The 21,584-nt window shown below is 50.0% G+C and carries 24 protein-coding genes; 12 read left to right on the top strand and 12 right to left on the bottom strand.

Annotation, left to right across the window (positions count from 1 at the left end; all coding sequences use genetic code 11):
- The first annotated feature begins 7 nt into the window (after positions 1 to 7).
- Complete coding sequence (urtE, locus tag OGV74_RS11470; protein WP_054528371.1) at positions 8 to 706, top strand: urea ABC transporter ATP-binding subunit UrtE; 699 nt, start codon at positions 8 to 10, stop codon at positions 704 to 706.
- 43 nt (positions 707 to 749) lie between these two features.
- Here the strand turns inward: urtE and ydeE are convergent, their stop codons facing one another.
- Complete coding sequence (gene ydeE / locus OGV74_RS11465; protein WP_086504075.1) at positions 750 to 1,937, bottom strand: efflux MFS transporter YdeE; 1,188 nt, start codon at positions 1,935 to 1,937, stop codon at positions 750 to 752.
- 198 nt (positions 1,938 to 2,135) lie between these two features.
- On the opposite strand from ydeE, the gene eamA reads away from it, so the two are divergent.
- A complete protein-coding gene (eamA, locus tag OGV74_RS11460; protein ID WP_003032420.1) occupies positions 2,136 to 3,035 on the top strand; it encodes an O-acetylserine/cysteine exporter in 900 nt (299 codons plus the stop codon).
- Between the two features lie 30 nt (positions 3,036 to 3,065).
- Here the strand turns inward: eamA and marB are convergent, their stop codons facing one another.
- Genes marB through marR form a run of 3 tightly spaced genes read right to left on the bottom strand, consistent with a single transcriptional unit; the run spans position 3,066 to position 4,151 of the window.
- Complete coding sequence (gene marB / locus OGV74_RS11455; protein WP_086504076.1) at positions 3,066 to 3,284, bottom strand: multiple antibiotic resistance protein MarB; 219 nt, start codon at positions 3,282 to 3,284, stop codon at positions 3,066 to 3,068.
- A 30-nt stretch (positions 3,285 to 3,314) separates the two neighbouring features.
- A complete protein-coding gene (marA, locus tag OGV74_RS11450) occupies positions 3,315 to 3,698 on the bottom strand; it encodes an MDR efflux pump AcrAB transcriptional activator MarA (protein ID WP_003032424.1) in 384 nt (127 codons plus the stop codon).
- 18 nt (positions 3,699 to 3,716) lie between these two features.
- On the bottom strand, positions 3,717 to 4,151 hold the full coding sequence (gene marR, locus OGV74_RS11445; protein ID WP_003832935.1) for a multiple antibiotic resistance transcriptional regulator MarR: 435 nt from the start codon (positions 4,149 to 4,151) through the stop codon (positions 3,717 to 3,719).
- Positions 4,152 to 4,408: 257 nt separating this feature from the next.
- Here marR and OGV74_RS11440 point away from each other — a divergent pair, with 257 nt between their 5' ends.
- The gene (locus OGV74_RS11440; RefSeq protein ID WP_003032428.1) at positions 4,409 to 5,074 is read left to right on the top strand and encodes a MarC family NAAT transporter; all 666 of its coding nucleotides are present in this window, start codon (positions 4,409 to 4,411) and stop codon (positions 5,072 to 5,074) included.
- A gap of 36 nt (positions 5,075 to 5,110) precedes the next feature.
- Here OGV74_RS11440 and OGV74_RS11435 read toward each other — a convergent pair whose 3' ends face one another.
- Complete coding sequence (locus tag OGV74_RS11435; protein WP_003032430.1) at positions 5,111 to 6,307, bottom strand: sugar transporter; 1,197 nt, start codon at positions 6,305 to 6,307, stop codon at positions 5,111 to 5,113.
- 222 nt (positions 6,308 to 6,529) lie between these two features.
- Positions 6,530 to 7,405, bottom strand: coding sequence for a putrescine utilization regulator PtrR (gene ptrR / locus OGV74_RS11430; protein ID WP_003032431.1), 876 nt, complete (start codon positions 7,403 to 7,405; stop codon positions 6,530 to 6,532).
- Positions 7,406 to 7,508: 103 nt separating this feature from the next.
- Between ptrR and sad the strand changes: the two genes are divergently transcribed.
- The 7 genes from sad to OGV74_RS11395 all read left to right on the top strand — a co-directional run bounded on the left by sad (position 7,509) and on the right by OGV74_RS11395 (position 15,222).
- Positions 7,509 to 8,897 (top strand): succinate-semialdehyde dehydrogenase, encoded by a 1,389-nt coding sequence (sad, locus tag OGV74_RS11425; protein WP_086504078.1) that lies wholly within the window; start codon positions 7,509 to 7,511, stop codon positions 8,895 to 8,897.
- 103 nt (positions 8,898 to 9,000) lie between these two features.
- Positions 9,001 to 10,578: a methyl-accepting chemotaxis protein gene (locus OGV74_RS11420; RefSeq protein WP_086504079.1), complete on the top strand. Its 1,578-nt coding sequence runs from the start codon at positions 9,001 to 9,003 to the stop codon at positions 10,576 to 10,578.
- A 62-nt stretch (positions 10,579 to 10,640) separates the two neighbouring features.
- Positions 10,641 to 11,567: a glutaminase B gene (glsB, locus tag OGV74_RS11415; RefSeq protein WP_003032436.1), complete on the top strand. Its 927-nt coding sequence runs from the start codon at positions 10,641 to 10,643 to the stop codon at positions 11,565 to 11,567.
- Positions 11,567 to 11,926: a DUF4186 domain-containing protein gene (locus tag OGV74_RS11410; protein ID WP_003836300.1), complete on the top strand. Its 360-nt coding sequence runs from the start codon at positions 11,567 to 11,569 to the stop codon at positions 11,924 to 11,926. Before glsB ends, OGV74_RS11410 begins: the two co-directional genes overlap by 1 nt.
- A gap of 80 nt (positions 11,927 to 12,006) precedes the next feature.
- Positions 12,007 to 12,534 (top strand): GNAT family N-acetyltransferase, encoded by a 528-nt coding sequence (locus tag OGV74_RS11405; RefSeq protein WP_071696094.1) that lies wholly within the window; start codon positions 12,007 to 12,009, stop codon positions 12,532 to 12,534.
- A 106-nt stretch (positions 12,535 to 12,640) separates the two neighbouring features.
- Positions 12,641 to 14,092 (top strand): tagaturonate reductase, encoded by a 1,452-nt coding sequence (locus OGV74_RS11400; RefSeq protein ID WP_048218941.1) that lies wholly within the window; start codon positions 12,641 to 12,643, stop codon positions 14,090 to 14,092.
- Positions 14,093 to 14,307: 215 nt separating this feature from the next.
- Positions 14,308 to 15,222, top strand: a complete 915-nt coding sequence (locus OGV74_RS11395; RefSeq protein ID WP_048218940.1) for a bestrophin family protein — start codon at positions 14,308 to 14,310, stop codon at positions 15,220 to 15,222.
- Here OGV74_RS11395 and OGV74_RS11390 read toward each other — a convergent pair.
- Together OGV74_RS11390 and tam are read right to left on the bottom strand one after the other, a co-directional pair.
- Positions 15,219 to 15,596, bottom strand: coding sequence for a GFA family protein (locus OGV74_RS11390; RefSeq protein ID WP_003032441.1), 378 nt, complete (start codon positions 15,594 to 15,596; stop codon positions 15,219 to 15,221). The two genes, OGV74_RS11395 and OGV74_RS11390, sit on opposite strands and share 4 nt — an antisense overlap.
- Before the next feature lie 132 nt (positions 15,597 to 15,728).
- Positions 15,729 to 16,487, bottom strand: a complete 759-nt coding sequence (tam, locus tag OGV74_RS11385) for a trans-aconitate 2-methyltransferase (protein ID WP_057063251.1) — start codon at positions 16,485 to 16,487, stop codon at positions 15,729 to 15,731.
- Positions 16,488 to 16,597: 110 nt separating this feature from the next.
- Here tam and OGV74_RS11380 point away from each other — a divergent pair, with 110 nt between their 5' ends.
- The gene (locus tag OGV74_RS11380) at positions 16,598 to 17,119 is read left to right on the top strand and encodes a GNAT family N-acetyltransferase (RefSeq protein WP_086504080.1); all 522 of its coding nucleotides are present in this window, start codon (positions 16,598 to 16,600) and stop codon (positions 17,117 to 17,119) included.
- A gap of 35 nt (positions 17,120 to 17,154) precedes the next feature.
- On the opposite strand, the gene OGV74_RS11375 is transcribed toward OGV74_RS11380, so the two are convergent.
- Complete coding sequence (locus OGV74_RS11375; protein WP_003032444.1) at positions 17,155 to 17,454, bottom strand: hypothetical protein; 300 nt, start codon at positions 17,452 to 17,454, stop codon at positions 17,155 to 17,157.
- A gap of 280 nt (positions 17,455 to 17,734) precedes the next feature.
- Here OGV74_RS11375 and OGV74_RS11370 point away from each other — a divergent pair, with 280 nt between their 5' ends.
- A complete protein-coding gene (locus OGV74_RS11370) occupies positions 17,735 to 19,348 on the top strand; it encodes a mechanosensitive ion channel family protein (protein ID WP_086504081.1) in 1,614 nt (537 codons plus the stop codon).
- A 302-nt stretch (positions 19,349 to 19,650) separates the two neighbouring features.
- Here OGV74_RS11370 and OGV74_RS11365 read toward each other — a convergent pair whose 3' ends face one another.
- The 3 genes from OGV74_RS11365 to OGV74_RS11355 are packed head-to-tail and all read right to left on the bottom strand — an operon-like array spanning position 19,651 to position 21,584.
- Positions 19,651 to 20,121, bottom strand: coding sequence for a YqeJ family protein (locus tag OGV74_RS11365; protein WP_016150237.1), 471 nt, complete (start codon positions 20,119 to 20,121; stop codon positions 19,651 to 19,653).
- Positions 20,108 to 20,872: a winged helix-turn-helix domain-containing protein gene (locus tag OGV74_RS11360; protein ID WP_071696098.1), complete on the bottom strand. Its 765-nt coding sequence runs from the start codon at positions 20,870 to 20,872 to the stop codon at positions 20,108 to 20,110. Before OGV74_RS11360 ends, OGV74_RS11365 begins: the two co-directional genes overlap by 14 nt.
- 55 nt (positions 20,873 to 20,927) lie before the next feature.
- Positions 20,928 to 21,584, bottom strand: a complete 657-nt coding sequence (locus OGV74_RS11355) for a fimbrial biogenesis chaperone (protein ID WP_032949285.1) — start codon at positions 21,582 to 21,584, stop codon at positions 20,928 to 20,930.

Here is a 21,584-nt window from a genome sequence, read left to right as displayed (position 1 = left end):
AGTGCAGATGCTGCAGGTGAAAGAACTGAATCAATATTATGGCGGCAGTCATATTCTGCGCGGGGTGAACTTTGAAGCGCGTATCGGTGAGGTGACATGTCTGCTGGGGCGTAACGGCGTGGGGAAAACAACGCTACTTAAGTGTCTGATGGGGCTTATTCCGGCCCGCAGCGGAAGCGTGCTCTGGCAGGAGAAAAATGTCACTCAATGGAAGCCGCATCAGCGGGTCAGGGCCGGTGTGGCGTATGTCCCGCAGGGGCGTGATATTTTTCCGCGTTTGACGGTAGAAGAGAATCTGCTGCTCGGCCTTTCCCGTTTTTCAGCACCGGAGGCCCGACATGTGCCGGATGATATTTACGCGCTCTTTCCGGTTTTACAGGAAATGAAGCATCGGCGGGGCGGAGATTTGTCCGGCGGGCAGCAGCAGCAACTGGCGATTGGACGAGCACTGGCAAGTCGCCCACAATTATTGATCCTTGATGAGCCTACCGAGGGGATCCAGCCGTCGGTGATTAAAGAGATTGGTCAGGTGATTTCTCAACTGGCGCATCGCGGTGACATGGCCATTTTACTGGTGGAGCAGTTCTATGATTTTGCCGAACAGCTCGCCGACAAATACCTGTTGATGTCGCGGGGCAGCATTATTCAAAGCGGCGACGGTAAAAATATGGAGTCCGAGGGCGTTCGGGGACTGGTTGCTATCTGAGGTATGCGACAGAGCGACTGTGGCTCTGTCGCGAACATAATAACTAGCAGACCGCCGTCTGGCCCCAGGGTTTGGCGCGCATGCCTTTTATCATTAGCGCCCAGGCAAGAACGATCGCCACTATCAGCGCCACAAACAGCGACCATGGTGGCAATGTGGTTAAAATGACGCCGCTGACTAATGGGTTAACCGCTGCGCCAAGCCAGCCTAACGACTGGGCGGAAAAATAGCTGGCTTTCATACCTGCTGGCGCGATGTTGTCGATAAGCATGTATTCACCCGGCGCGTAGATGACTTCGCCGATAGTGAAAAAGGCAGCAGAAATTCCCCATAACAACAGACTGTTGCCGGAGAAAGCGAAACCAACCAGGCCAACGACAAAGAAGACTGTACCCAATGTCATTAACGGGCGGATATTCGTGGCGGTGAGCCTGCGACCAAGTGCGTATTGCAGTGATACTACGATGGCGGCGTTGACGGGCAGGACGACTGCCACCACTTTCTCGGCAAAATCGCCGTTTGCAACCACCATAACGTATTGCGAAATACAGGATGCAAAGGCGCCGCCAACGAATGATGCCAAAAATGCTGACAGCGTAAACCAGAATAATGCTCTGTCGCGCAGCAGTACTGAAGGGGACCAAACAGCGGCATTTACACCTTCTGCGGTTGCCGGTGAACGTTTTACCCACGTCTGGATAAACACCAGAGGTAGCGCAGAACAGGCGGCAGCCAGCCAGAACGGCAGGTTAATGCTTTGCATAACCAGCAGCGTGCCCAGCGGCGGACCAACGGTCCAGCCGATGTTCAGCACGGTATAGTTAAGTGAGAAAATTTTCGTTTTGTTGGTCGCAGACAAGTTATCGGCAAACCAGGCTTTCAGCACCGTGGCGAAGACGGAGTAGGCGCAGTTGATCAGGGCAAAGAGCAAAACCACTATCACGACGTTATGCACCAGCGGAATAGCAATAAAGCCGGAGGCAAAGCCGCAGATAGCCAGCAACATATAGCGTTTTTTATCGAACTTGTCGGCCAGAATACCAAAGCCAAGGCTGAAGACGACGCCTATGGTCAGTGCAACCGTCATCGCATAACCGATCAGGTCGACGCTCAGTTGATACTGTCGACTGAGGTAAATCGTCATAAATGGCAGCGTGGCGCCACGACCAATGGTTAATAACAAAGATGACGCAAGTAACGCGAGAGTGGACCTTCTCAGAGAGATATTCATTTTCCTGCCCGACAATGCATGTTGTTATGTTTTTTTTAGATATCAGAAACAAATAGCATGCTAAAAGTGTGATGTACACCCAATAAGTTGTCCGAAAATGCCCTGTGTGGCCTACCTGAATTAATGATCTGTTACGGTACAACGATTTCCGTTACTTTAACTTGTTTACAAAAATTTAATATTTGCAGGGGCGGTGGTATGTCGCGTAAAGACGGGTTATTGGCGTTACTGGTCGTTGTGGTTTGGGGACTGAACTTTGTTGTCATTAAAGTGGGTTTGCACAATATGCCGCCGTTGATGTTGGCAGGGTTACGCTTTTTGTTGGTGGCGTTCCCGGCGATTTTTTTTGTTGCCCGCCCGAAAATTCCGCTTTCGCTTTTACTCGGCTACGGCCTGACAATTAGTTTTGGACAGTTCGCGTTTCTCTTCAGCGCCATCAAATTCGGTATGCCTGCCGGGTTAGCTTCTCTGGTATTACAGGCTCAGGCGTTTTTCACCATCATTCTGGGGGCATTCGCCTTTGGCGAACGTCTGCAGGGTAAACAGCTGGTAGGAATTGCGCTGGCGGTATTTGGTGTGCTGGTACTGATTGAAGCCAGTCTGAACGGTCAGCATGTTGGCATGCTCGGTTTTATGCTGACGCTGGCGGCGGCGCTAAGCTGGGCCTGCGGCAATATTTTTAACAAAAAAATCATGCAGCATACATCGCGTCCGGCCGTTATGTCGTTGGTGGTATGGAGCGCGTTAATCCCCATTGTTCCGTTCTTCCTGGCCTCATTACTTCTCGATGGTCCAGCGCAAATTACCCAAAGTCTGGTGGCGATAGATTTGACGACCATTCTGTCACTGGTGTATCTGGCGTTTGTGGCGACCATTGTGGGTTATGGCATCTGGGGTTCGTTACTCGGACGCTATGAGACCTGGCGGGTAGCGCCGCTATCGCTGTTGGTGCCGGTTGTCGGTCTGGCGAGTGCGGCCGTACTGCTGGACGAAACGCTTAGCGGATTACAGCTACTTGGCGCGCTACTGATCATGGCTGGGCTGTATATCAATGTGTTTGGTTTTCGGTTGCGTAAAATTGCGTCGGTGAGGGGCTAAAAAAAGCCCCGCGGTTGCGGGGCAATATAATTACAGGTTGCGCAGATTGTAATAAGGCACACCTAATTCGTCGGACTTGTCGCTGCCTGCACCCATATGATTAAAATCGAACGGGGACTGATCGTGCGCAGGGGGCATAATCATCGCGTCGCGACTGTTCTGTGTGGCAGGTTGCGCGGTCTGTTCCGCCATGCTCTGACCCGAAACAACAAACAGCAGGGCCAGTATCGCATAAGACAGAAGTTTCATGATTTCCTCGGTTACGTCGTTAACTGGCGATTAGCAATTACATTGATTGAGTGGAAGCAAATAGCGCGATTCGCCATGCATATTCGTCATACGGTATTTGTGCGGCGGAACATCAAAATAGTTTTTGAATGTCCGGGTCAGCGTCTGCTGAGACTCAAAACCGTAACGCTCTGCCAGATAAAGAATGGGCTCGTTACTCTCTTTTAATTTTTGCGCTATTTCAGTCATTTTACGGCTGCGAATGTATTGACCCAGTGAATGACCGGTTTCTTTTTTAAACATCCGTTGCAGGTGCCATTTGGAGTAACCTGAACGCTCAGACACTTTTTCCAGCGAGAGCGGCGATTCAAGGTTATTTTCGATCCAGTCCAAAATGCTATGAATAGTGATTGTGTCAGTATTGCGTCTGGACATCGTCATACCTCTTTCTGTTTACGGCAGGATTCTCTTAAGCAAGTGCTCAAGTGTGGCTACTTCATCCGCCGTTAAGTTTTTTGTTAGTTCCTGGTGCAGGTCTTGCCCTACTAATTGATGACACTGCTCGCAAATTGCTGCGCCATGCTCGGTGAGTTTCACCAGCACGCCACGCTTATCATGTGGATTCGGAAGCCTTTCTATCCAGCCTTTACAGGCCAGTCTGTCCAGCATCCGCGTCAGGGCGCCAAGGTCGACAGACAGCACTTTTTTCAATTCGACAGGGGTGATGCACACCGCGCAACGGATGGAGCAGAGCACCTTGAACTGCGATGCCGTGATATCCAGCGGTGACAGATAGTCGTTTAGCAAACGATCTTTTTTCTGATTAACCATATAGATCAAACGACCCAGTGGGATGATTTCGTTAAACAGATCACTGGTGTTTTTCACAATGGTTGCCCTGGCAAGTAGTTAGTCACGGCTGATATTATTGCTTAGGCAAATATAAGTCAAACGAATGGATCCGCAAATGCCACGTTTTGCTAAATGATCAGACTCAATACCTGGCAAGTGGAATTTTAACGGTTTGATAATTATGGTTTATACGTGCGGATGAAAAATGAATCCTTACATCACGAAAATGGCTTATCTCGCGGATTTCACCGTATACTTGCCGCTGACGATTAACGCACAGGAAAGATGACATTATGATGGACTTGTTTAAAGCAATAGGACTGGGGCTGGTAGTCCTGTTACCGTTGGCAAACCCGTTAACTACCGTGGCGTTGTTCCTTGGCCTAGCCGGCAATATGAACAGCGCAGAGCGTAACCGTCAGTCACTCATGGCATCTGTCTATGTATTTGCCATTATGATGGTGGCGTACTACGCCGGGCAGGTGGTAATGAATACGTTCGGGATTTCGATTCCCGGGTTACGTATTGCGGGTGGGTTAATCGTTGCGTTTATCGGCTTCCGGATGCTGTTTCCGCAGCAGAAGGCGCATGATTCTCCGGAAGCGAGAAGCAAGTCTGAAGAGCTGGAAGACGAACCGACGGCCAATATCGCTTTTGTACCGCTGGCTATGCCAAGCACTGCCGGTCCGGGGACAATTGCGATGATCATCAGCTCCGCGTCAACCGTGCGTCATGGCTCCGAATTTCCGGACTGGGTGATCATGATCGCGCCGCCGATTATTTTTGCGGTTGTCGGGATTATCCTGTGGGGCTGTTTGCGCAGTTCCGGGGGGATCATGCGGCTGGTCGGTAAAGGTGGTATCGAAGCGATTTCTCGTTTGATGGGCTTCCTGCTGGTGTGTATGGGCGTGCAGTTTATTATTAACGGCGTGCTGGAGATTATCAAAACCTACGCTTAAAACACTATGCCCGGTAATATTTACCGGGCATATTTTTTATGAATGCTGAGGCTGTTCTTCCAGTGATACCGGCCATTTACGAAAGATAATCACCGACCATATCAACGCGGCAACGGCAGGCACTGCGCCGACGTAACCAATCGTAGACATCGACCAGTGCAAACTCACCTGATTACCTACCAGTGCGCCAGCGCCAATACCGATATTAAAGATTCCGGAGAACAGCGCCATTGCGACGTCAGTCGCATCCGGAGCAAGTGCCAGCACTTTCACCTGCATACCCAGGCCTATCAGCATGATGGCGACGCCCCAGAAAATACTCAGGATGGCAAGGTGCATTTCGCTGTCAGCGGCGGGAAGTAACAGTACCAGGCATATCGTCAACAGGGCAATGGCACTGCTAATCAGTACGGACGCATGCAGATTACCCAGCTTACCGAAAATGACGCTACCGACAATTCCCGCACCACCCAGAACCAGCAATAAGACAGTAGCAAAATTTGCGCTCAGGCCCGCGACGGTCTGCACGAACGGCTCGATATAGCTGTAGGCCGTATAATGCGCGGTGACCACAATCACCGTCAGTAGATACAGACTCATCAATGCCGGGCGATGGAATAACACGGGCAGGCTTTTTAAAGAGCCGGAGTGCTCACTGGGTAGTTTGGGCAGGAGCTTAATCAGGCAAAGCAGGGTAACTAACGCCCCCATACCGATGGCGAAGAAGGTCGTGCGCCAGCCAAAATACTGACCGACGATACGCCCGATGGGCAGCCCCAATACCATCGCCAGCGCAGTGCCAGTGGCAATCAGGCTGAGAGCCTGTGCACGTTTCCCGGCAGGAGCCAGGCGAATTGCCAGCGATGCGGTGATCGACCAGAAAATAGCGTGCGCAAAGGCAATACCAATACGGCTAATTACCAACACGGTAAAATTCCATGCCAGGAAAGAGAGCACATGGCTGGCGATAAACACAACAAACAGACAGATCAGAAGTTTTCGGCGCTCCACCTGACTGGTAAGTAACATGAAGGGGAGCGACATCAGGGCAACAACCCAGGCGTAGATCGTCAGCATGATCCCGACCTGAGCGGTCTGCATATTGAAGCTTTGTGCGATGTCGGAAAGCAAACCGACAGGGACAAACTCTGTGGTATTGAAAATAAAACCGGCAATGGCAAGCGTAACTACCCGTAGCCACGCGACCTTGCGGGAAACAGTGTCTGTTGTCATATCAAATAAGAGGATTAGCTGCGAAAAGGTAAGGCCACGATCTTAAAACGTTTGCTGGCGAAAATACAATCATTTTGTGATGCGGATCTCATTTCATTGGCAGGGCGCTACAATTTACTGCCGAACATTCCTCATATTTTTAAGTATTTCAATAATAATGAAATTCTGGGGGGATGACTTCACCCGGATATACAGTTATTCATGTTCTTTGAGGATCGCCAGTTACTCCGGGCTTTGTGATAACTGAGGGTTCAACACCTCAATAAACGCTTCCAGTTGCCGCGTCATTGCACCTCTGCGCCAGACCAGCCATGTATTCAGCCAGCGCCAGTTCTCGCTTAGCGGCCAGGCGTTTACCTGATGATGCCCTGGCATGCTCTCCAGCATCGAACGCGGGATCAGTGCGATACCCGCTCCGGCAATGACGCAGGCCAACATACCGTGATATGACTCCATTTCGTGAATGGTGCCGGGCATGGCGCGATCGGCATGAAACCAGCTTTCAAAATGGCGGCGATAGGAACAGTTGGCGCGAAAGGCGTAAATACTGCAACCGTTGACGTCGCTGGCCCGCTGAATGGGGGGATGACCGTTAGGAGTGACAATCATCATCTCTTCACGGTAGACCGGCATTCCTTCAAGGCCTGGATGGGTAATAGGGCCATCGACAAAGGCAGCGTTCAATGTACCGTCGAGCACGCCGTCCAGCATTGTGCCTGAAGGACCCGTCGCTAACGCGAACTGAATTTTGGGGTAACGCTGGTTATATTCAGCCAGCGTGGCGGGGATGCGTACTGCTGCTGTACTTTCAAGCGAGCCGAGAGAGAAGAGTCCTTGCGGCTCATCCCCGGCGACGACCATCCTGGCTTCCTCAACCAGCGCTAGGATCCGCTGGCTGTAGCGCAAAAAGTTGTGCCCGGATGGGGAAAGCCGCAGACGCTGGTTTTCACGAATAAACAGATCAACGCCCAGGTCGGCTTCAAGCTGACGTATACGGGTGGTGAGATTAGATGGCACGCGATGAACCTTCGCAGCGGCCTGCGTAATACTGCCAGTCTCCGCGACGGCATTAAACATTTCCAGCTGCGTCAGATCCATAATTTTCTCTATTCGTGAATGGTATGGTTAATATTATTCATTTTTCAGAAAGAGTAAATATGCTCATGATATAACCATACCCTGCGATAAAGAGAGGCACTTAATGACTATCACAGCAGCAACACATGCGATTTCCATTGACCCTACCAGCGGTGAAAGACTGACGGCGACGCCGTGGGCCAGCGTGGAAGAGATTGATCATGCGCTGAACCTTGCAGCGAATGGCTATAGCGAATGGAAACACACTTCCGTTGAGCACCGTGCGCAAATGCTGCGCCATATTGGGCAAGCTCTGCGCCATCGTGCGGAAGAGATGGCGCAGTGTATCTCACGTGAAATGGGTAAACCCATTAAGCAGGCGCGTGCTGAAGTCGCTAAGTCAGCTGCGTTGTGTGACTGGTACGCCGAGCATGGACCGGCGATGCTCAGTCCGGAACCCACGCTGGTGGAGAACAACCAGGCGGTGATTGAGTATCGTCCGGTAGGAACTATTCTGGCGATCATGCCGTGGAACTTCCCACTCTGGCAGGTAATGCGAGGTGCCGTCCCGATTCTGTTGGCCGGAAATGGTTACCTGTTAAAGCATGCGCCTAACGTAACCGGCTGTGCTGCAATTATTGCGCAGGTTTTCGCTGATGCGAGTGTACCCGCGGGGGTTTATGGTTGGGTGAATGCCGATAACGCAGGGGTCAGTCAGATGATCAATGACCCGCGTATCACGGCGATAACGGTGACGGGTAGTGTTCGTGCTGGTGCGGCGATTGGCGCCCAGGCGGGGGCCGCGTTGAAAAAATGCGTTCTTGAACTGGGGGGCTCCGATCCGTTTATTGTCCTTAATGATGCAGACCTCGATCTGGCCGTTAAGGCGGCGGTCACCGGGCGTTATCAGAACACCGGGCAGGTTTGTGCGGCAGCCAAACGCTTTATTATCGAAGAAGGGATAGCGGCAGAATTTACTTCACGCTTTGTGGCCGCTGCGAGCGCGCTCAAAATGGGCGATCCGCTGAACGAAGAAAACGATCTGGGGCCGATGGCGCGATTTGATCTGCGTGAAGAGCTGCACCAGCAGGTTGAAGCCACCCTTGCCGAAGGGGCGCGGTTACTTCTCGGCGGGGAAAAAATTGCGGGACATGGTAATTACTATGCCGTGACGGTACTGGGCGATGTTACTCCAGAGATGACGGCGTTCCGCCAGGAGCTGTTTGGTCCGGTTGCGGCAATTACTGTGGCGAAGAATGCGGAACATGCCTTAGCGCTGGCGAATGACAGTGATTTCGGCTTATCTGCCACGGTGTTTACTGCGGATGAAGTGCTGGCGCAGAAGATGGCGTCGCGCCTGGAGTGTGGTGGCGTATTCATCAATGGTTACAGTGCCAGCGATGCCCGCGTTGCCTTTGGCGGTGTGAAGAAAAGTGGTTTTGGCCGAGAGCTTTCGCACTTTGGTCTGCATGAGTTTTGTAACGTGCAGACCGTCTGGAAAAACCGCCTTTGATGGTGTAGGTGTCTCCGCTGGAGGCACCTGTCTTATTTCTGCAATTTTTCTGTCATTTACTCTCCGTACACTCGCGTCTAACGCTTTGATACAGAAGAGTAATATGAACATAACGCAAATTTTCCGTCGTCTTATTCCCCGTCAGTTTGGTCTGTTAACCGGCATTTTTTGCATTATTGCGCTGTTCTCTGTTTTGCAGGTCGCGTCCTCCTTAATGCTTTCGGCCTCAGTCAGCGGCGCACAGCATAATGAAGGACGTAATCAACTCGCGCTTATACAGCAGGCGAAGGTTGATGAAGCGCGGGTGGCGTTATTATCTGCCAGCGATTTACTTAACCGTGCGGGAGTTTATTTTATGCAGGATGCCGCCACCGGTTCGGACGGGAGTTGGCGTCCGTTAATGGAAGAGGCGTACCGGGCGCTGGCGCAGTCAAAAAGTGCATGGGATGCCTGGCGGGATATGAAACCGCAGCCGGATCCGGATCTAACGGAGAGCTATCAGCGTTTTTATAGCGGTATTCAGGAGCAGGCGGATGGGCTGATGCAGTCAGGTTCCATTGATGCTTTTTTTGCCGTACCCGTGCAGGCCTTTCAGACGGACTTTAACGCTAATTACGCGCGCTTTCAGCAGAACAGTGGGCGACATGCGGAAGCTGGGCGTCAGCAGCTGTTGACCAGTCTTGAGCGTTTACAGAATCTATTTTTGTTTATTCCTCTCGTGCTGGTGGTTATCGCCTTTCTGGTCTGGCGTAGTATGTCCCGTTGGGTGATTATGCCACTGCGACGGCTGATCGATCATATCGATATTTTAGCAGCGGGTGACCTGTCTCGCCCGGCCCCGCAGGTGAGTCAGTTTAATCGGGAAGTGACGCAATTAAGTTCGCGTATTGCTGCAATGCAGCAAGGTCTCTGCGCGCTGGTGCAGCAGGTAAACGACGCCACCACTGCAATGGTAGGAAATATCAACGAACTTGCGCAGAACAATAAACAGCTATATCAGCAGTCGGCGAAACAAAGTGAAGAGTTAAGCAGCGTGACATCGCATATTTCGTTGCTGGAAATGCATGTTGAGGATAACAGTGGCTTTGCTGAACTGGCGAATCAACGCGCTGTGCAGGCGCGAGATGTTGCGGCAGGCGGGGACCGAATGATGGCGACGGTAAATACGTCAATGCAGGCGATTGTGACACGTTCGTCTGAAATGCGAGGTATTACCACGCTTATCGATAATATTGCATTTCAGACAAATATCCTGGCTCTTAACGCGGCAATCGAGGCAGCACATGCCGGGGAGCAAGGGCGCGGGTTTGCCGTGGTTGCGAAAGAAGTTGGGCTGCTGGCGCGAAAAAGCGGTCAGTCTACGCAAAACATTCAGACACTGATTAAACACTCGTTACAGGGCATTGAAGAGGGCTTTCACGCGGTTAACGGGCTGGATAAGAATTTGCAGCAGGTTATCGCACTGGTTGAGAATCTTGGTGCGTTGCTGAACGACATTTCGACTGCAACGTTAAATCAAGGGAACAATATTCACCAGTTGACTCGAAAGCTGCATGTCCTGAACGGCGAAGCCCGGCAAACCAGCGAACTGGTGAATGCTGCATCTGACTCTTCCTTGCAGCTACACCATGAATCCCGCCAGCTTATGCAGGCCGTGGCCAGATTCCGCCTTCCGGCCTGACGCTGCGTATTCAGCTCTGTTATACTCGCAGGCCTTTCATACCTGCGAGCAAGGAGCATGTTGTGGCCAGGGCCATGGACAATTCAATTTTAGAGACCATTGTGCAGCAGGTTCGTCCGCTGATTGGTCAGGGTAAAGTCGCTGATTATATTCCGGCATTAGCCTCTGTCGACGGTTCAAAACTGGGTATTGCTATCTGTACCGTTGATGGACAGCACTATCAGGCGGGAGATGCGCAAGAACGTTTTTCTATTCAGTCGATTTCAAAGGTGCTCAGCCTGGTCGTAGCAATGCGTCACTATCAGGAAGAGGAGATTTGGCAGCGTGTCGGCAAAGATCCTTCTGGCCATCCTTTTAACTCCCTGGTGCAGTTGGAAATGGAGCAGGGTATCCCTCGCAATCCCTTTATTAACGCCGGGGCGCTGGTGGTTTGCGATATGTTGCAAGGGCGTCTAAGCGCACCGCGTCAACGGATGCTGGAAGTGGTACGGGCGTTAAGCGGTGTTTCGGATATCGCTTATGATGCGACGGTCGCGCGATCAGAGTTTGAGCACTCGGCGCGTAATGCCGCTATTGCCTGGCTGATGAAATCCTTCGGCAATTTTCACCATGACGTGACCACCGTTTTGCAAAATTACTTTCACTACTGCGCGCTGAAAATGAGCTGTGTGGAGTTGGCGCGAACCTTTGTCTTTTTGGCAAATCAAGGACATGCCTTTCATCTTGCGGAACCCGTGGTGACGCCGATGCAGGCCAGGCAGATCAATGCGCTAATGGCGACCAGCGGCATGTATCAGAACGCAGGGGAGTTTGCCTGGCGGGTCGGGCTTCCGGCGAAATCTGGTGTGGGTGGCGGCATCGTGGCGATCGTGCCTCACGAGATGGCGATTGCTGTCTGGAGTCCGGAACTGGACCCGGCGGGAAATTCACTGGCCGGTATCGCCGTGCTGGAGCAATTAACACAACAGCTGGGGCGTTCGGTTTACTGATGAATACGCTCGATCCTCTTTTTGCCCGGCTGGCGAAATCAACGTTTCGCTCGCGGTTTCGTCTTGGTCAGAAAGAAAGGCAGTATTGTCTGGATAAAGGGGCGCCGGTTATCGAACAACATGCTGCGGATTTTATTGCTAAACGACTGGCACCTGCGTTTCCCGCCAATGATGGTAAACAGACTCCCATGCGTGGTCACCCGGTATTTATCGCTCAACATGCTACGGCAACGTGCTGTCGAGGGTGTCTGGCGAAATGGCATGATATACCTCAGGGCGTAGCGCTAAACGATGAACAAAAACGTTACGTTGTCACGGTTATTTATCACTGGTTAGTACTTCAGATGAACAAGCCATAGATAACATTATCCTATGATATGACCCCTTGTGTTGTGTAATTGTTAAAAGCAGTATGAAGGGGTCAATCTAAGGAGAAACCATGGCTTCCGGCAAACACTGCTTTGTGCTGAGCGCTGCACAGATTCTGTCGCGAATCGACGAGCTCAGCGATGTTCTTGAACGGTGCGTCAATGACGGCGCCTCCATCAGTTTTATGCTGCCCTTTAATCGCGAAAAATCAGAGCCTTTCTGGATGAACGTCGCGCAAAGTGTTTCTCGCGGAGAACGGATCGTTCTTGGTACGCAGAACGCGCAGGGGACGCTTGTCGGTACCGTCCAACTCATTATCGAACAACCTGAAAATCAACCTCATCGTGCTGATGTTGCCAAACTGCTGGTTCACCCCTCAGCGCGACGCGGTGGCCTGGCTCGTGAATTGATGAACGAACTGGAAAGTTGCGCGCGTCAACAAGGTAAAACGCTGCTGGTGCTTGATACGGCGACGGGCAGTGGCGCGGAGTTGTTCTACCACAATTGCGGGTGGAAAAAGGTCGGGGTGATACCTGACTATGCCCAAATGCCCGATGGGACACTGACCGGGACCACACTTTTCTATAAAACGCTCTAATTTGTCGCCGGGGATTGATCAAAACAGGGTTTCAATGTATTAAAGTTTGCTAACCTATTGGACCAATTCAATCAGGTTGTATGACTAATCATAAAGGGAACCCATTGTGCAAACACTAAATCGTCGCGATTTCCCCGGTGCTCAGTATCCTGAACGCATTATTCAGTTTGGTGAAGGAAACTTCCTGCGCGCCTTTGTAGACTGGCAGGTTGATCTGCTGAACGAACATACCGATCTGAACGCTGGTGTGGTCATTGTTCGTCCTATCGAAAGTACCTTCCCGCCATCGCTGAGTACGCAGGATGGCCTCTATACTACTATCATTCGTGGTTTGAATGAGAAGGGCGAGGCTGTCAGCGATGCTCGTCTAATTCGTTCAGTTAACCGTGAAATCAGCGTCTATAGCGAATACGATGAGTTCCTGAAGCTGGCACATAATCCTGATATGCGTTTTGTGTTCTCTAACACCACGGAAGCAGGTATCAGTTACCACGCGGGCGATAAGTTTGACGACGCGCCAGCGGTAAGTTATCCGGCTAAACTGACGCGTCTGCTGTTCGAACGCTTCAGCTATTTTAACGGCGCATTGGATAAAGGCTGGATTATCATCCCTTGCGAACTGATTGATTATAACGGTGATGCGCTGCGTGAACTGGTTCTGCGCTACGCTCAGGAATGGACGCTGCCGGAAGCGTTTATTCAGTGGCTGGATCAGGCCAATGCATTTTGCTCTACGCTGGTGGACCGTATTGTTACCGGCTATCCGCGTGATGAGGTAGCTAAGCTCGAAGCTGAACTGGGCTATCATGATGCGTTCCTCGACACGGCAGAACATTTCTATCTGTTTGTCATTCAGGGGCCGAAGTCATTAGCCGCAGAACTACGTCTGGATAAGTATCCGCTGAATGTCCTGATTGTGGATGACATCAAACCGTACAAAGAGCGCAAAGTGGCGATTCTCAACGGTGCTCACACTGCGCTGGTTCCTGTTGCCTGGCAGGCAGGGTTGGACACCGTGGGCGAGGCGATGAATGACGCAGAAATTTGCGCCTTCGTTGAAAAAGCTATTTATGAAGAGATCATTCCGGTATTGGATTTACCTCGTGATGAGCTGGCGTCTTTTGCCAGCGCGGTAACCGGTCGATTCTGCAACCCCTATATAAAACATCAGCTGTTGTCTATTGCCCTGAATGGCATGACCAAATTCCGCACCCGTATATTGCCGCAACTGCTGGCAGGGCAACAGGCCAGCGGTAAACTGCCAGCGCGTTTGACGTTTGCGCTTGCCGCATTGATTGCTTTCTATCGTGGAGAGCGTCACGGTGAGTCTTATCCGGTTCAGGATGATGCGCACTGGATAGAACGTTTTCAACAGCTGTGGTCCCAGCATCGCGATCGCCAGATAAGCACCGAAGCGTTGGTCAAATCTGTACTGGGTGTTAAAGAACACTGGGAGCAAGACCTGACACAAGTTTCTGGACTGGTGGAACAGGTTTCTACCGATCTGGATACCATTCTGGCAAAAGGTATGCGGGAAGCCGTTAAGCCACTGTGCTAAGACGACTACCGACAACCCGGCTCAGGCCGGGTTTTTTCTGGATATAAGTTAGTTACAACATACTGTGTTATTTATGTCATAAACCCAGTCTGTGACTTCCGTGCGGCTTCGTTTTAAGCAGGGCAAAAGTTGTTTGGATAATGTTGCGATTAACTTGCAACATTGATCGCTATCGCGTCTAATGTGACGGATTTCACATTTTCTCGAAGATAACCATGATCGTTCGTCCCCAACAACACTGGATGCGCCTGATATTCGTCTGGCACGGTTCCGTATTATCCAAGATTTTTTCACGTCTGCTGCTGAACTTCCTGCTTTCCATCGCCGTTATTATCATGTTGCCCTGGTATACGATGCTGGGCATTAAGTTTACCCTTGCGCCGTTCAGCATTCTCGGCGTGGCGATAGCGATCTTTTTAGGTTTTCGCAATAACGCCTGCTACTCACGTTACGTTGAAGCCCGACACCTGTGGGGGCAGTTGATGATTTCTTCCCGATCGCTTCTGCGTGAGGTAAAAACCACGTTACCTGACGATGCAGAACTGGGACAGTTTGTGCGTCTGCAAATTGCATTTGCTCACTGTTTACGCATGACGTTACGTCGAAACCCACAGGCGAAGCCGTTAGCGAAATATCTTAGCGAGAAAGATTTGCAAACGGTATTTGCCGCACAATCCCCGGCAAACCGTATTTTGTTGCTGATGGGGGAGTGGTTGGCCGTGCGCAGACGTGATGGGCAGCTGTCCGATATATTATTTCATAGTTTAAACAACAGATTAAATGATATGTCGGCAGTATTGGCAGGTTGCGAGCGGATTGCGAATACTCCGGTCCCGTTTGCTTATACTTTGATCCTTCATCGCACGGTGTACCTGTTCTGTATCATGCTGCCATTCGCCCTGGTGGTGGATCTGCACTACATGACACCGTTTATTTCAGTGCTTATTTCCTATACTTTTATCTCGCTCGATACGCTTGCGGAAGAACTTGAAGATCCGTTTGGTACTGAGAACAATGACCTGCCGCTGGATGCGATTTGCAATGCAATCGAAATCGATTTACTGCAAATGAATGATGAAACAAATGTGCCAGCAAAACATATGCCGGATAAGCACTATCAACTCACTTAGCGACGTTCGTTTTGCCACCACGCGGGCTGCATATCGGAAAACGAATGAAACTCCGGTGCAAGGTCTTCATCGTTAGGATCGTCAAAAGCACCGGCTAAAAGCGCAATGACCGGGGCGTCATCGATAGCGCCCACGGAGCTGCCGCACTGAGGACAAAAGGCCCGACTGGTCGTTTCTGATGAGCGCCAGGTTGTCGGTTTTCCGGCTTTTCCCGTCCATTCTACATTTTCTGCATCAAACTCAATCCAGACGACGGTAGGGGCGCCCGTATGTTTCCGGCATATATCGCAGGAGCAGGTATGGGAATTATTAGGACTGCTGGCTGTGAAACGGATCGAGCCACACAGACACCCACCAATGTAGACTTTAGACATAACAACCCCCCGTCAGAAACATGTTGCAAGACACTAGCAGAAGCCAGACATAGCCACTAGATCCTAATGATAAAAAGGCGAGGGTACGCATGGCTGATAGTTTATTCCTGTGATCTGCCAGATGATAAACGCTTAACTATTGCGTCTGGCAACAATAAATAATCGTGGAAATGCCAATAAAATTTTGCCGTTCTCCTGCAACGGATATTGTTCCTGGAGCAGTTCATGGTAGCGCGCCAGGTAATGACGTTGCTCGCTTTCGCTCAAATCCTGCAACCAGGGGCGCAGGCCCGTTGAGCTTACCCAGTCGATAATTGCCTGATGCGAATCCATAATGTGATAATACGTTGTACGCCAGATATCTACATCACAACCTGCTTCGGTCAAAATATCATAGTAGGCGTGAACGCCAGGAAGCGGAGCACGGCCACGGTCTGGGTAATCTTGTTCATAAGCCACTTCGCGCATCAGCACATGCGTGGGCTCCAGCCAGTTATCCGGCATTTGCACGGCCAGAACGCCATCGTGACTCAGTTGTGAGACCAGGTACGGGAATAATTCATAGTGATCGGGTACCCACTGTAACGACGCATTTGCATAAAGCAGATCCACGGGATGCTCGGGGTGAAACAGGCTAATATCCGCTTCGATAAAATGACAGTCAGGTAACGTGTTGCGCGCTTCATTCAGCATAGCAGGAGAGGAATCGACTCCTGTTGTCTTTGCCGTGGGCCAGCGCTGATGCAGCAATGCCGTACTGTTTCCAGGGCCACAACCAAGATCAACAACTGAGCGGACATTTTCTAACGCCACACGGCTGAGTAATTCCGCTGCGGGTCTTGAACGTTCAGTTTCATATTGCAGATAAAGCGAAGGGTTCCAGTCGGCCATGTATAAATCTCCAGTATGAGAGGAAAAGTCGGAAAAGGACGATATAAACCCTTGCCGATGATCCACTTATTTTAGAAGATTATACGAAAATGAATGATAAGGGCAGGAATATGCTGGAAACACCAAGGTTGATATTACGACAGTGGGAAGCTAAAGACCGAGCCCCTTTTGCTGCACTCAATGCCGATTCTGACGTGATGCGCTTTTTCCCGACACCGCTACAGAAGGCTGAAAGCGATAACCTGGTCGATAGGTTTAGTGAAGGTATTGCAGCGCGCGGCTGGGGATTTTGGGCCGTAGAGTTAAAAGAAACACACCAGTTTGTGGGCTGTGTGGGGTTGCATCCACAACCTGATAAATTTCATTTTTCACCCTGTACTGAAATAGGCTGGCGTCTTGCTAAAGCATACTGGCACCAGGGAGTAGCATTGGAAGCCGCCGAAGCATGCCTGACGTTTGCTTTCGAAGAGCTGGCGTTAAGTGAGGTGGTTTCATTCACTTCAGTGCTGAACACACCGTCAGAGAAACTGATGATACGACTTGGTATGAATAAAGCAGAAGAGTTTGTTCATCCCGCGCTGCCGTCAGATCATCGGTTAGCACAACATGTCCTGTATCGTCTTTGTCGATAATTAACCAGATTATTAGTGCAGATACCTGTTAGTCTTTAAAAGCATGTGTGTTGATCGATGTATTTACCCACCTCAATGACGGTATTCGTTTTAGGATCGATATTAAGCACCACAAAACGCATTTGCGGGCAAAACATCTCTGCGCTCTTCTTGCTGCACTCAGTTTGCAGCCATCGATGTTCACCATCGTCAGTTACAACCGTATTCAGGTTGCTATATTCGCTGCATTCAAAACCTTTTTCGGTTGCTCTTTTTCTTGCGGCATCCAGACTCAGACCAACAACATTCAAACTGTCGACCTCTTTGGCATGTGCGCTGTCGGAAACGCGTGTCAATATGCAACCCGTTAGCGTACAGGTAAAGAGTAGTAAGCACACAAAGCGCAGGATGATCTTGTCGTTTTTGTTAGGCATTGTCTGATGATTTAAATTGTGCGTTCTGAAGCATAGCATCATTCAGCACAAGTTAGTGTTAATCAGGCCACTGCGGCCACTATGTCATCGATATTCGTGCCTTTATTGCGTAAGTGAAAGGCTGGTCTATGCTAAAACGATGCTCCGTCTTGCTTTGGCTTTTTGAATAATAACGAGAATTCTCATATTTCCGGTGGTGAATATGAACAGGATTACGCTCGCTTTTTTAACGTGTTTTCTCTTATCTTTGGTTTTTAACGCAAATGCAGCGGAACCTCGTCAGGAGCCGAACGAGAAAGAACGTGCCCGCACGGTCTATATATTCCACCAACCGATTGTCATGTTACAGGCAAAATTTGGCCTTACTACACCGGAAGAGCGGGTGCTACGCATCCGCAATACATTACGCAATTTCACCGAAGCCGATGTGCGTGAGCCTCTACAAATCGAGTCAGTCACCCGCTATAACCAGTCGGGAAGGCTTATCGTAATGAATCACAAGCCGGTGCTGTTGCTGACTGCAGGCGATCTTGATGAGGGTGATGATCTGACACTCGATCAGGCAGCGCAGCGCGTGTTGGCACGCATGGAACAGCAGCGTTCGGCATTGAATGAGCAGTATAACAGTGCCTGGCTGGCGCTTTCGGTGGTGAAAACAGTAGCAGGACTGACGGGACTGATACTGTTTTGGTACGGTTCATACCGTTCCTGGCGCTGGGTAAAACGTGTTTATCGCCGGCGTATTTTTGAGAATCGAAGCTGGATCCCTCCGCGGTGGCGTAGGCTTGTCGGTGCTATCGAAACACGCCTGTTTGCAGCATTGATGATCCTCTTGGGTATCGTCTCACTGTATGTCTGGCTCAGCTGGACCTTTAGTCTGTTTCCCTGGACGCGCGTTTGGGGAGAGTCATTGGGTGATTGGTTTGTTCGCGTGGTGCGCGATATAGCATTGTCGATTGTCTCGGCTCTTCCTGGGTTAATGATCGTGCTAATCATTTTCGTTATCACCGTAGTAATATTGAAACTACTTAAAGCTGTGCTCAACCAGGTAGAAGCGGGGCGTTTACAATTGCCGGGGATCCATCCAGATACAGTCGGCGCGACCCGTAAGCTGATTTCGGTGGTAGTTTGGCTCTTTGCGTTATCAGCTGCCTATCCGTTTTTACCTGGGGCCAATTCACTTGCGTTTAAAGGCATTAGTGTTTTCTTTGGTCTGATGCTCACGCTTGGTTCGGCCGGGGTGATGAATCATGCGATGAGCGGGTTGGTTTTGATCTACTCACGAGCGCTACGTAAAGGAGATATGATTCGGGTGGCCGATAACGAAGGTTTGGTCAGTGAAATTGGCATGCTTGCGACTAAAATCATCACCCGTGAAAACTATGTAGTCACGGTGCCAAATGCAGTTGTCGTCAGCGGGAAAATTACTAATCTAAGTGCGCAAAGCGCAAACGGCGGCGTCAACCTGACAATTGGCGTCACCATTGGCTATGACACACCGTGGCGGCAAGTGCACGCAATGTTGGAGTTAGCGGCCAAACGGGCGAAAGGAATCGATCTTTCTCAGCCGCCGTTGGTGCGTCAGTTGAGTCTGATGGACTGGTACATTGCATATGAACTGCAGGTATGTTTACTGCCGGAGGTGCCGCTGGCTGATGCGCGTAACGAACTGCACAGTAATATTCAGGACGTCTTCAATGAGTTCAATGTACAGATCATGTCTCCAAACTTTGTGCTGCAACCTGAGAGCAGCGTGATGGTGGCCAAAGAGGACTGGTACACAGCACCTGCAGCGCCGCCTGAAAGCGGGAAGTAATTAAAATTAATGATCCTATTACTTCAACACCATATGTAACCAGCACAAGAATAAGGATGACCAAAGAATCTTAGATTCTGCCTCATTCCACGTTAGTGCGCATAATGTATATTATGTTAAATTGAATTTGAACTGTATCAGGCTTCTAATCCCATGGACCAGTTCAGTCTTCACCCCTTCTGCTTTCTCTGTCGAATAACCAATCATGAAGGTCTGAGCAACAAAGTTCGCTTCTGCAGTTGAAATGCTTTGAGCACAAGCACTCTGTATGCAAACGCTATACAGAGTGCAATCTCAACGGTTTAACGCTGACAAAACACCGACGGCGAACGGCTGGTATAGAACTGCCATGTACTGCTATTGAGTCGCAATATGCTGAAATAAAATGGTTCTTTGGGTTTAAGGAAAAAATCTGGCAACGTTCTCGCTAACAATGGATGAATGTTAGTGCCACCGGAACTTGAAGCGACATTTCCGGACTCCATAAAGTAATCATCATCCTTGCGGGTAAAGGTAAACCAGACATTTTGATTTACCGCCAGCTTTTCACCGTTATTATCAGTGATTTTTCCGCGTAAAATAGCCACCCCATTGCTGCCATTAAAAACGTACCTGACTGAAATATCACCACGAATATCTGGATACTCCATTACTAATTCTCCGGAGCAATCAAAATGTGACCGCTGCCAGTTTTGTAACGTCATCGTGACAGCAATTGTTAACGCTACTGCTAAGATGATGCCAACACACCATTTTATATTACGTCCCCACATGTCTGGACTCCGCGAAATAATAATGGGTCACACAATCATTATCCTGCCAGCGGCTATATTGCTTTCGACAAGTTAATGCGGAGATCCGCGGGAAATTAGGATACAGCGTGAGATAAACCCAGGGATAGCTTTGACAATCCAGCGTACTTGTTTTGATAAACTGCTGGTGCTGATCAAATTTAAGCACATCCTGATTGGCGTACCAGTGGCATCCCTCCCCTACGCCTAAAGACACATAACGACTGAGTCTGGGATCAAACTGTGCCTCCCAGGTCACTATTGCGGCTATAACGCAGCACACAACACCCGCCAGAATCCAGCACAGTGAGCGCATACGCAGTGATTTTGTCACTGTATTTACCGACGTTACCGATGGCGTGACAGAGAGCTCGCTAAGCGGTTCTTCAATCTTCTGTTCCAGCACTTCCAGTTGTGGCTCCAGGCGGATCCCGACTTTCGGTACGGTTACGATAAGTTCTTCATTCAGGCTAAGTTCTTTAAACGCGCGACGAAGCAAGGAAATATTCTGATAGAACGTATTATTGGTGACCTGCGCACCGTTAATATACCAGACATGCTCAAAGAAATAATCACGTTCAATAACCTGCCCCTGTTGTTGAATTAATAAAAGTAAACAACGGGTTGCCGGATTGCTTAATGTTATACGTTTGGTCTCATCCGATTTCGCGTAGAGTACGTTCCGCTCTGGCCAGAATACAACGGTACTGTTAAGCAAAAACACGTGTGCCATTATGTTCCCTGAATATGGATTTTTGTCAATTTAGCTAGAGCGAGCACTGCCAGCGTTAATTTACGACAGTTGAAAATCCCCAACGATTTCCTTCATCGTTAATCACAGTAAAGTTTATCTTATTATTCAGCATTTCAGGAGGTGCTGACTTAAAAATTACCTGCCGGGAACGCGGTGAAACCACTATTCCAGTTATGGAATAGTCTCCTGAAGCTACATTAGCCAGAGATATGTTCCAGGAACTCTGATTAACAGCGTAAATCCCCCCGTTTTCATGGTGAAAACTCAGAAGATTGATGCTTTTTTCAGTCAACACACCTGTGTTTTTCGGTCTCCATAGGACTTTTAGCTGATTTCTTAACGTTAAGCGCACTTTTTCACCAGTTGAGCTATTTTTCAACTCCGCTGGAACCTGGTACACGTTGAGCCAGAATAACGACTCATAATCGTTGGCAAGCCCCGCCCCAGTCGTCATCACCTTTATCTCGCGTTGTTCACCGGGGAGAATTTTTAGCACCGGGGGAAGCACGATAAAAGGCGAACTGGCCTGTGATGGCCCTTTCTCTGGCGTGCCGTCATCTACCCAACTTTGAACCACCACGGGATAATTACCATCGTTGACTAACATCACCGAGCGTTGAGTCTCTCCGTGGTTGAAAATGACCCGAGTAGTACTGATGTTAACCGCCGCATGTAGGCCAAATGCCAGCAT

The sequence above is a fragment of the Citrobacter sp. Cf116 genome, assembly GCF_030336505.1.
Classification (GTDB): domain Bacteria; phylum Pseudomonadota; class Gammaproteobacteria; order Enterobacterales; family Enterobacteriaceae; genus Citrobacter; species Citrobacter freundii.
The sequence above is the reverse complement of the archived record's forward strand: the minus strand, read 5'-3'. Positions and strand labels throughout refer to the sequence as shown.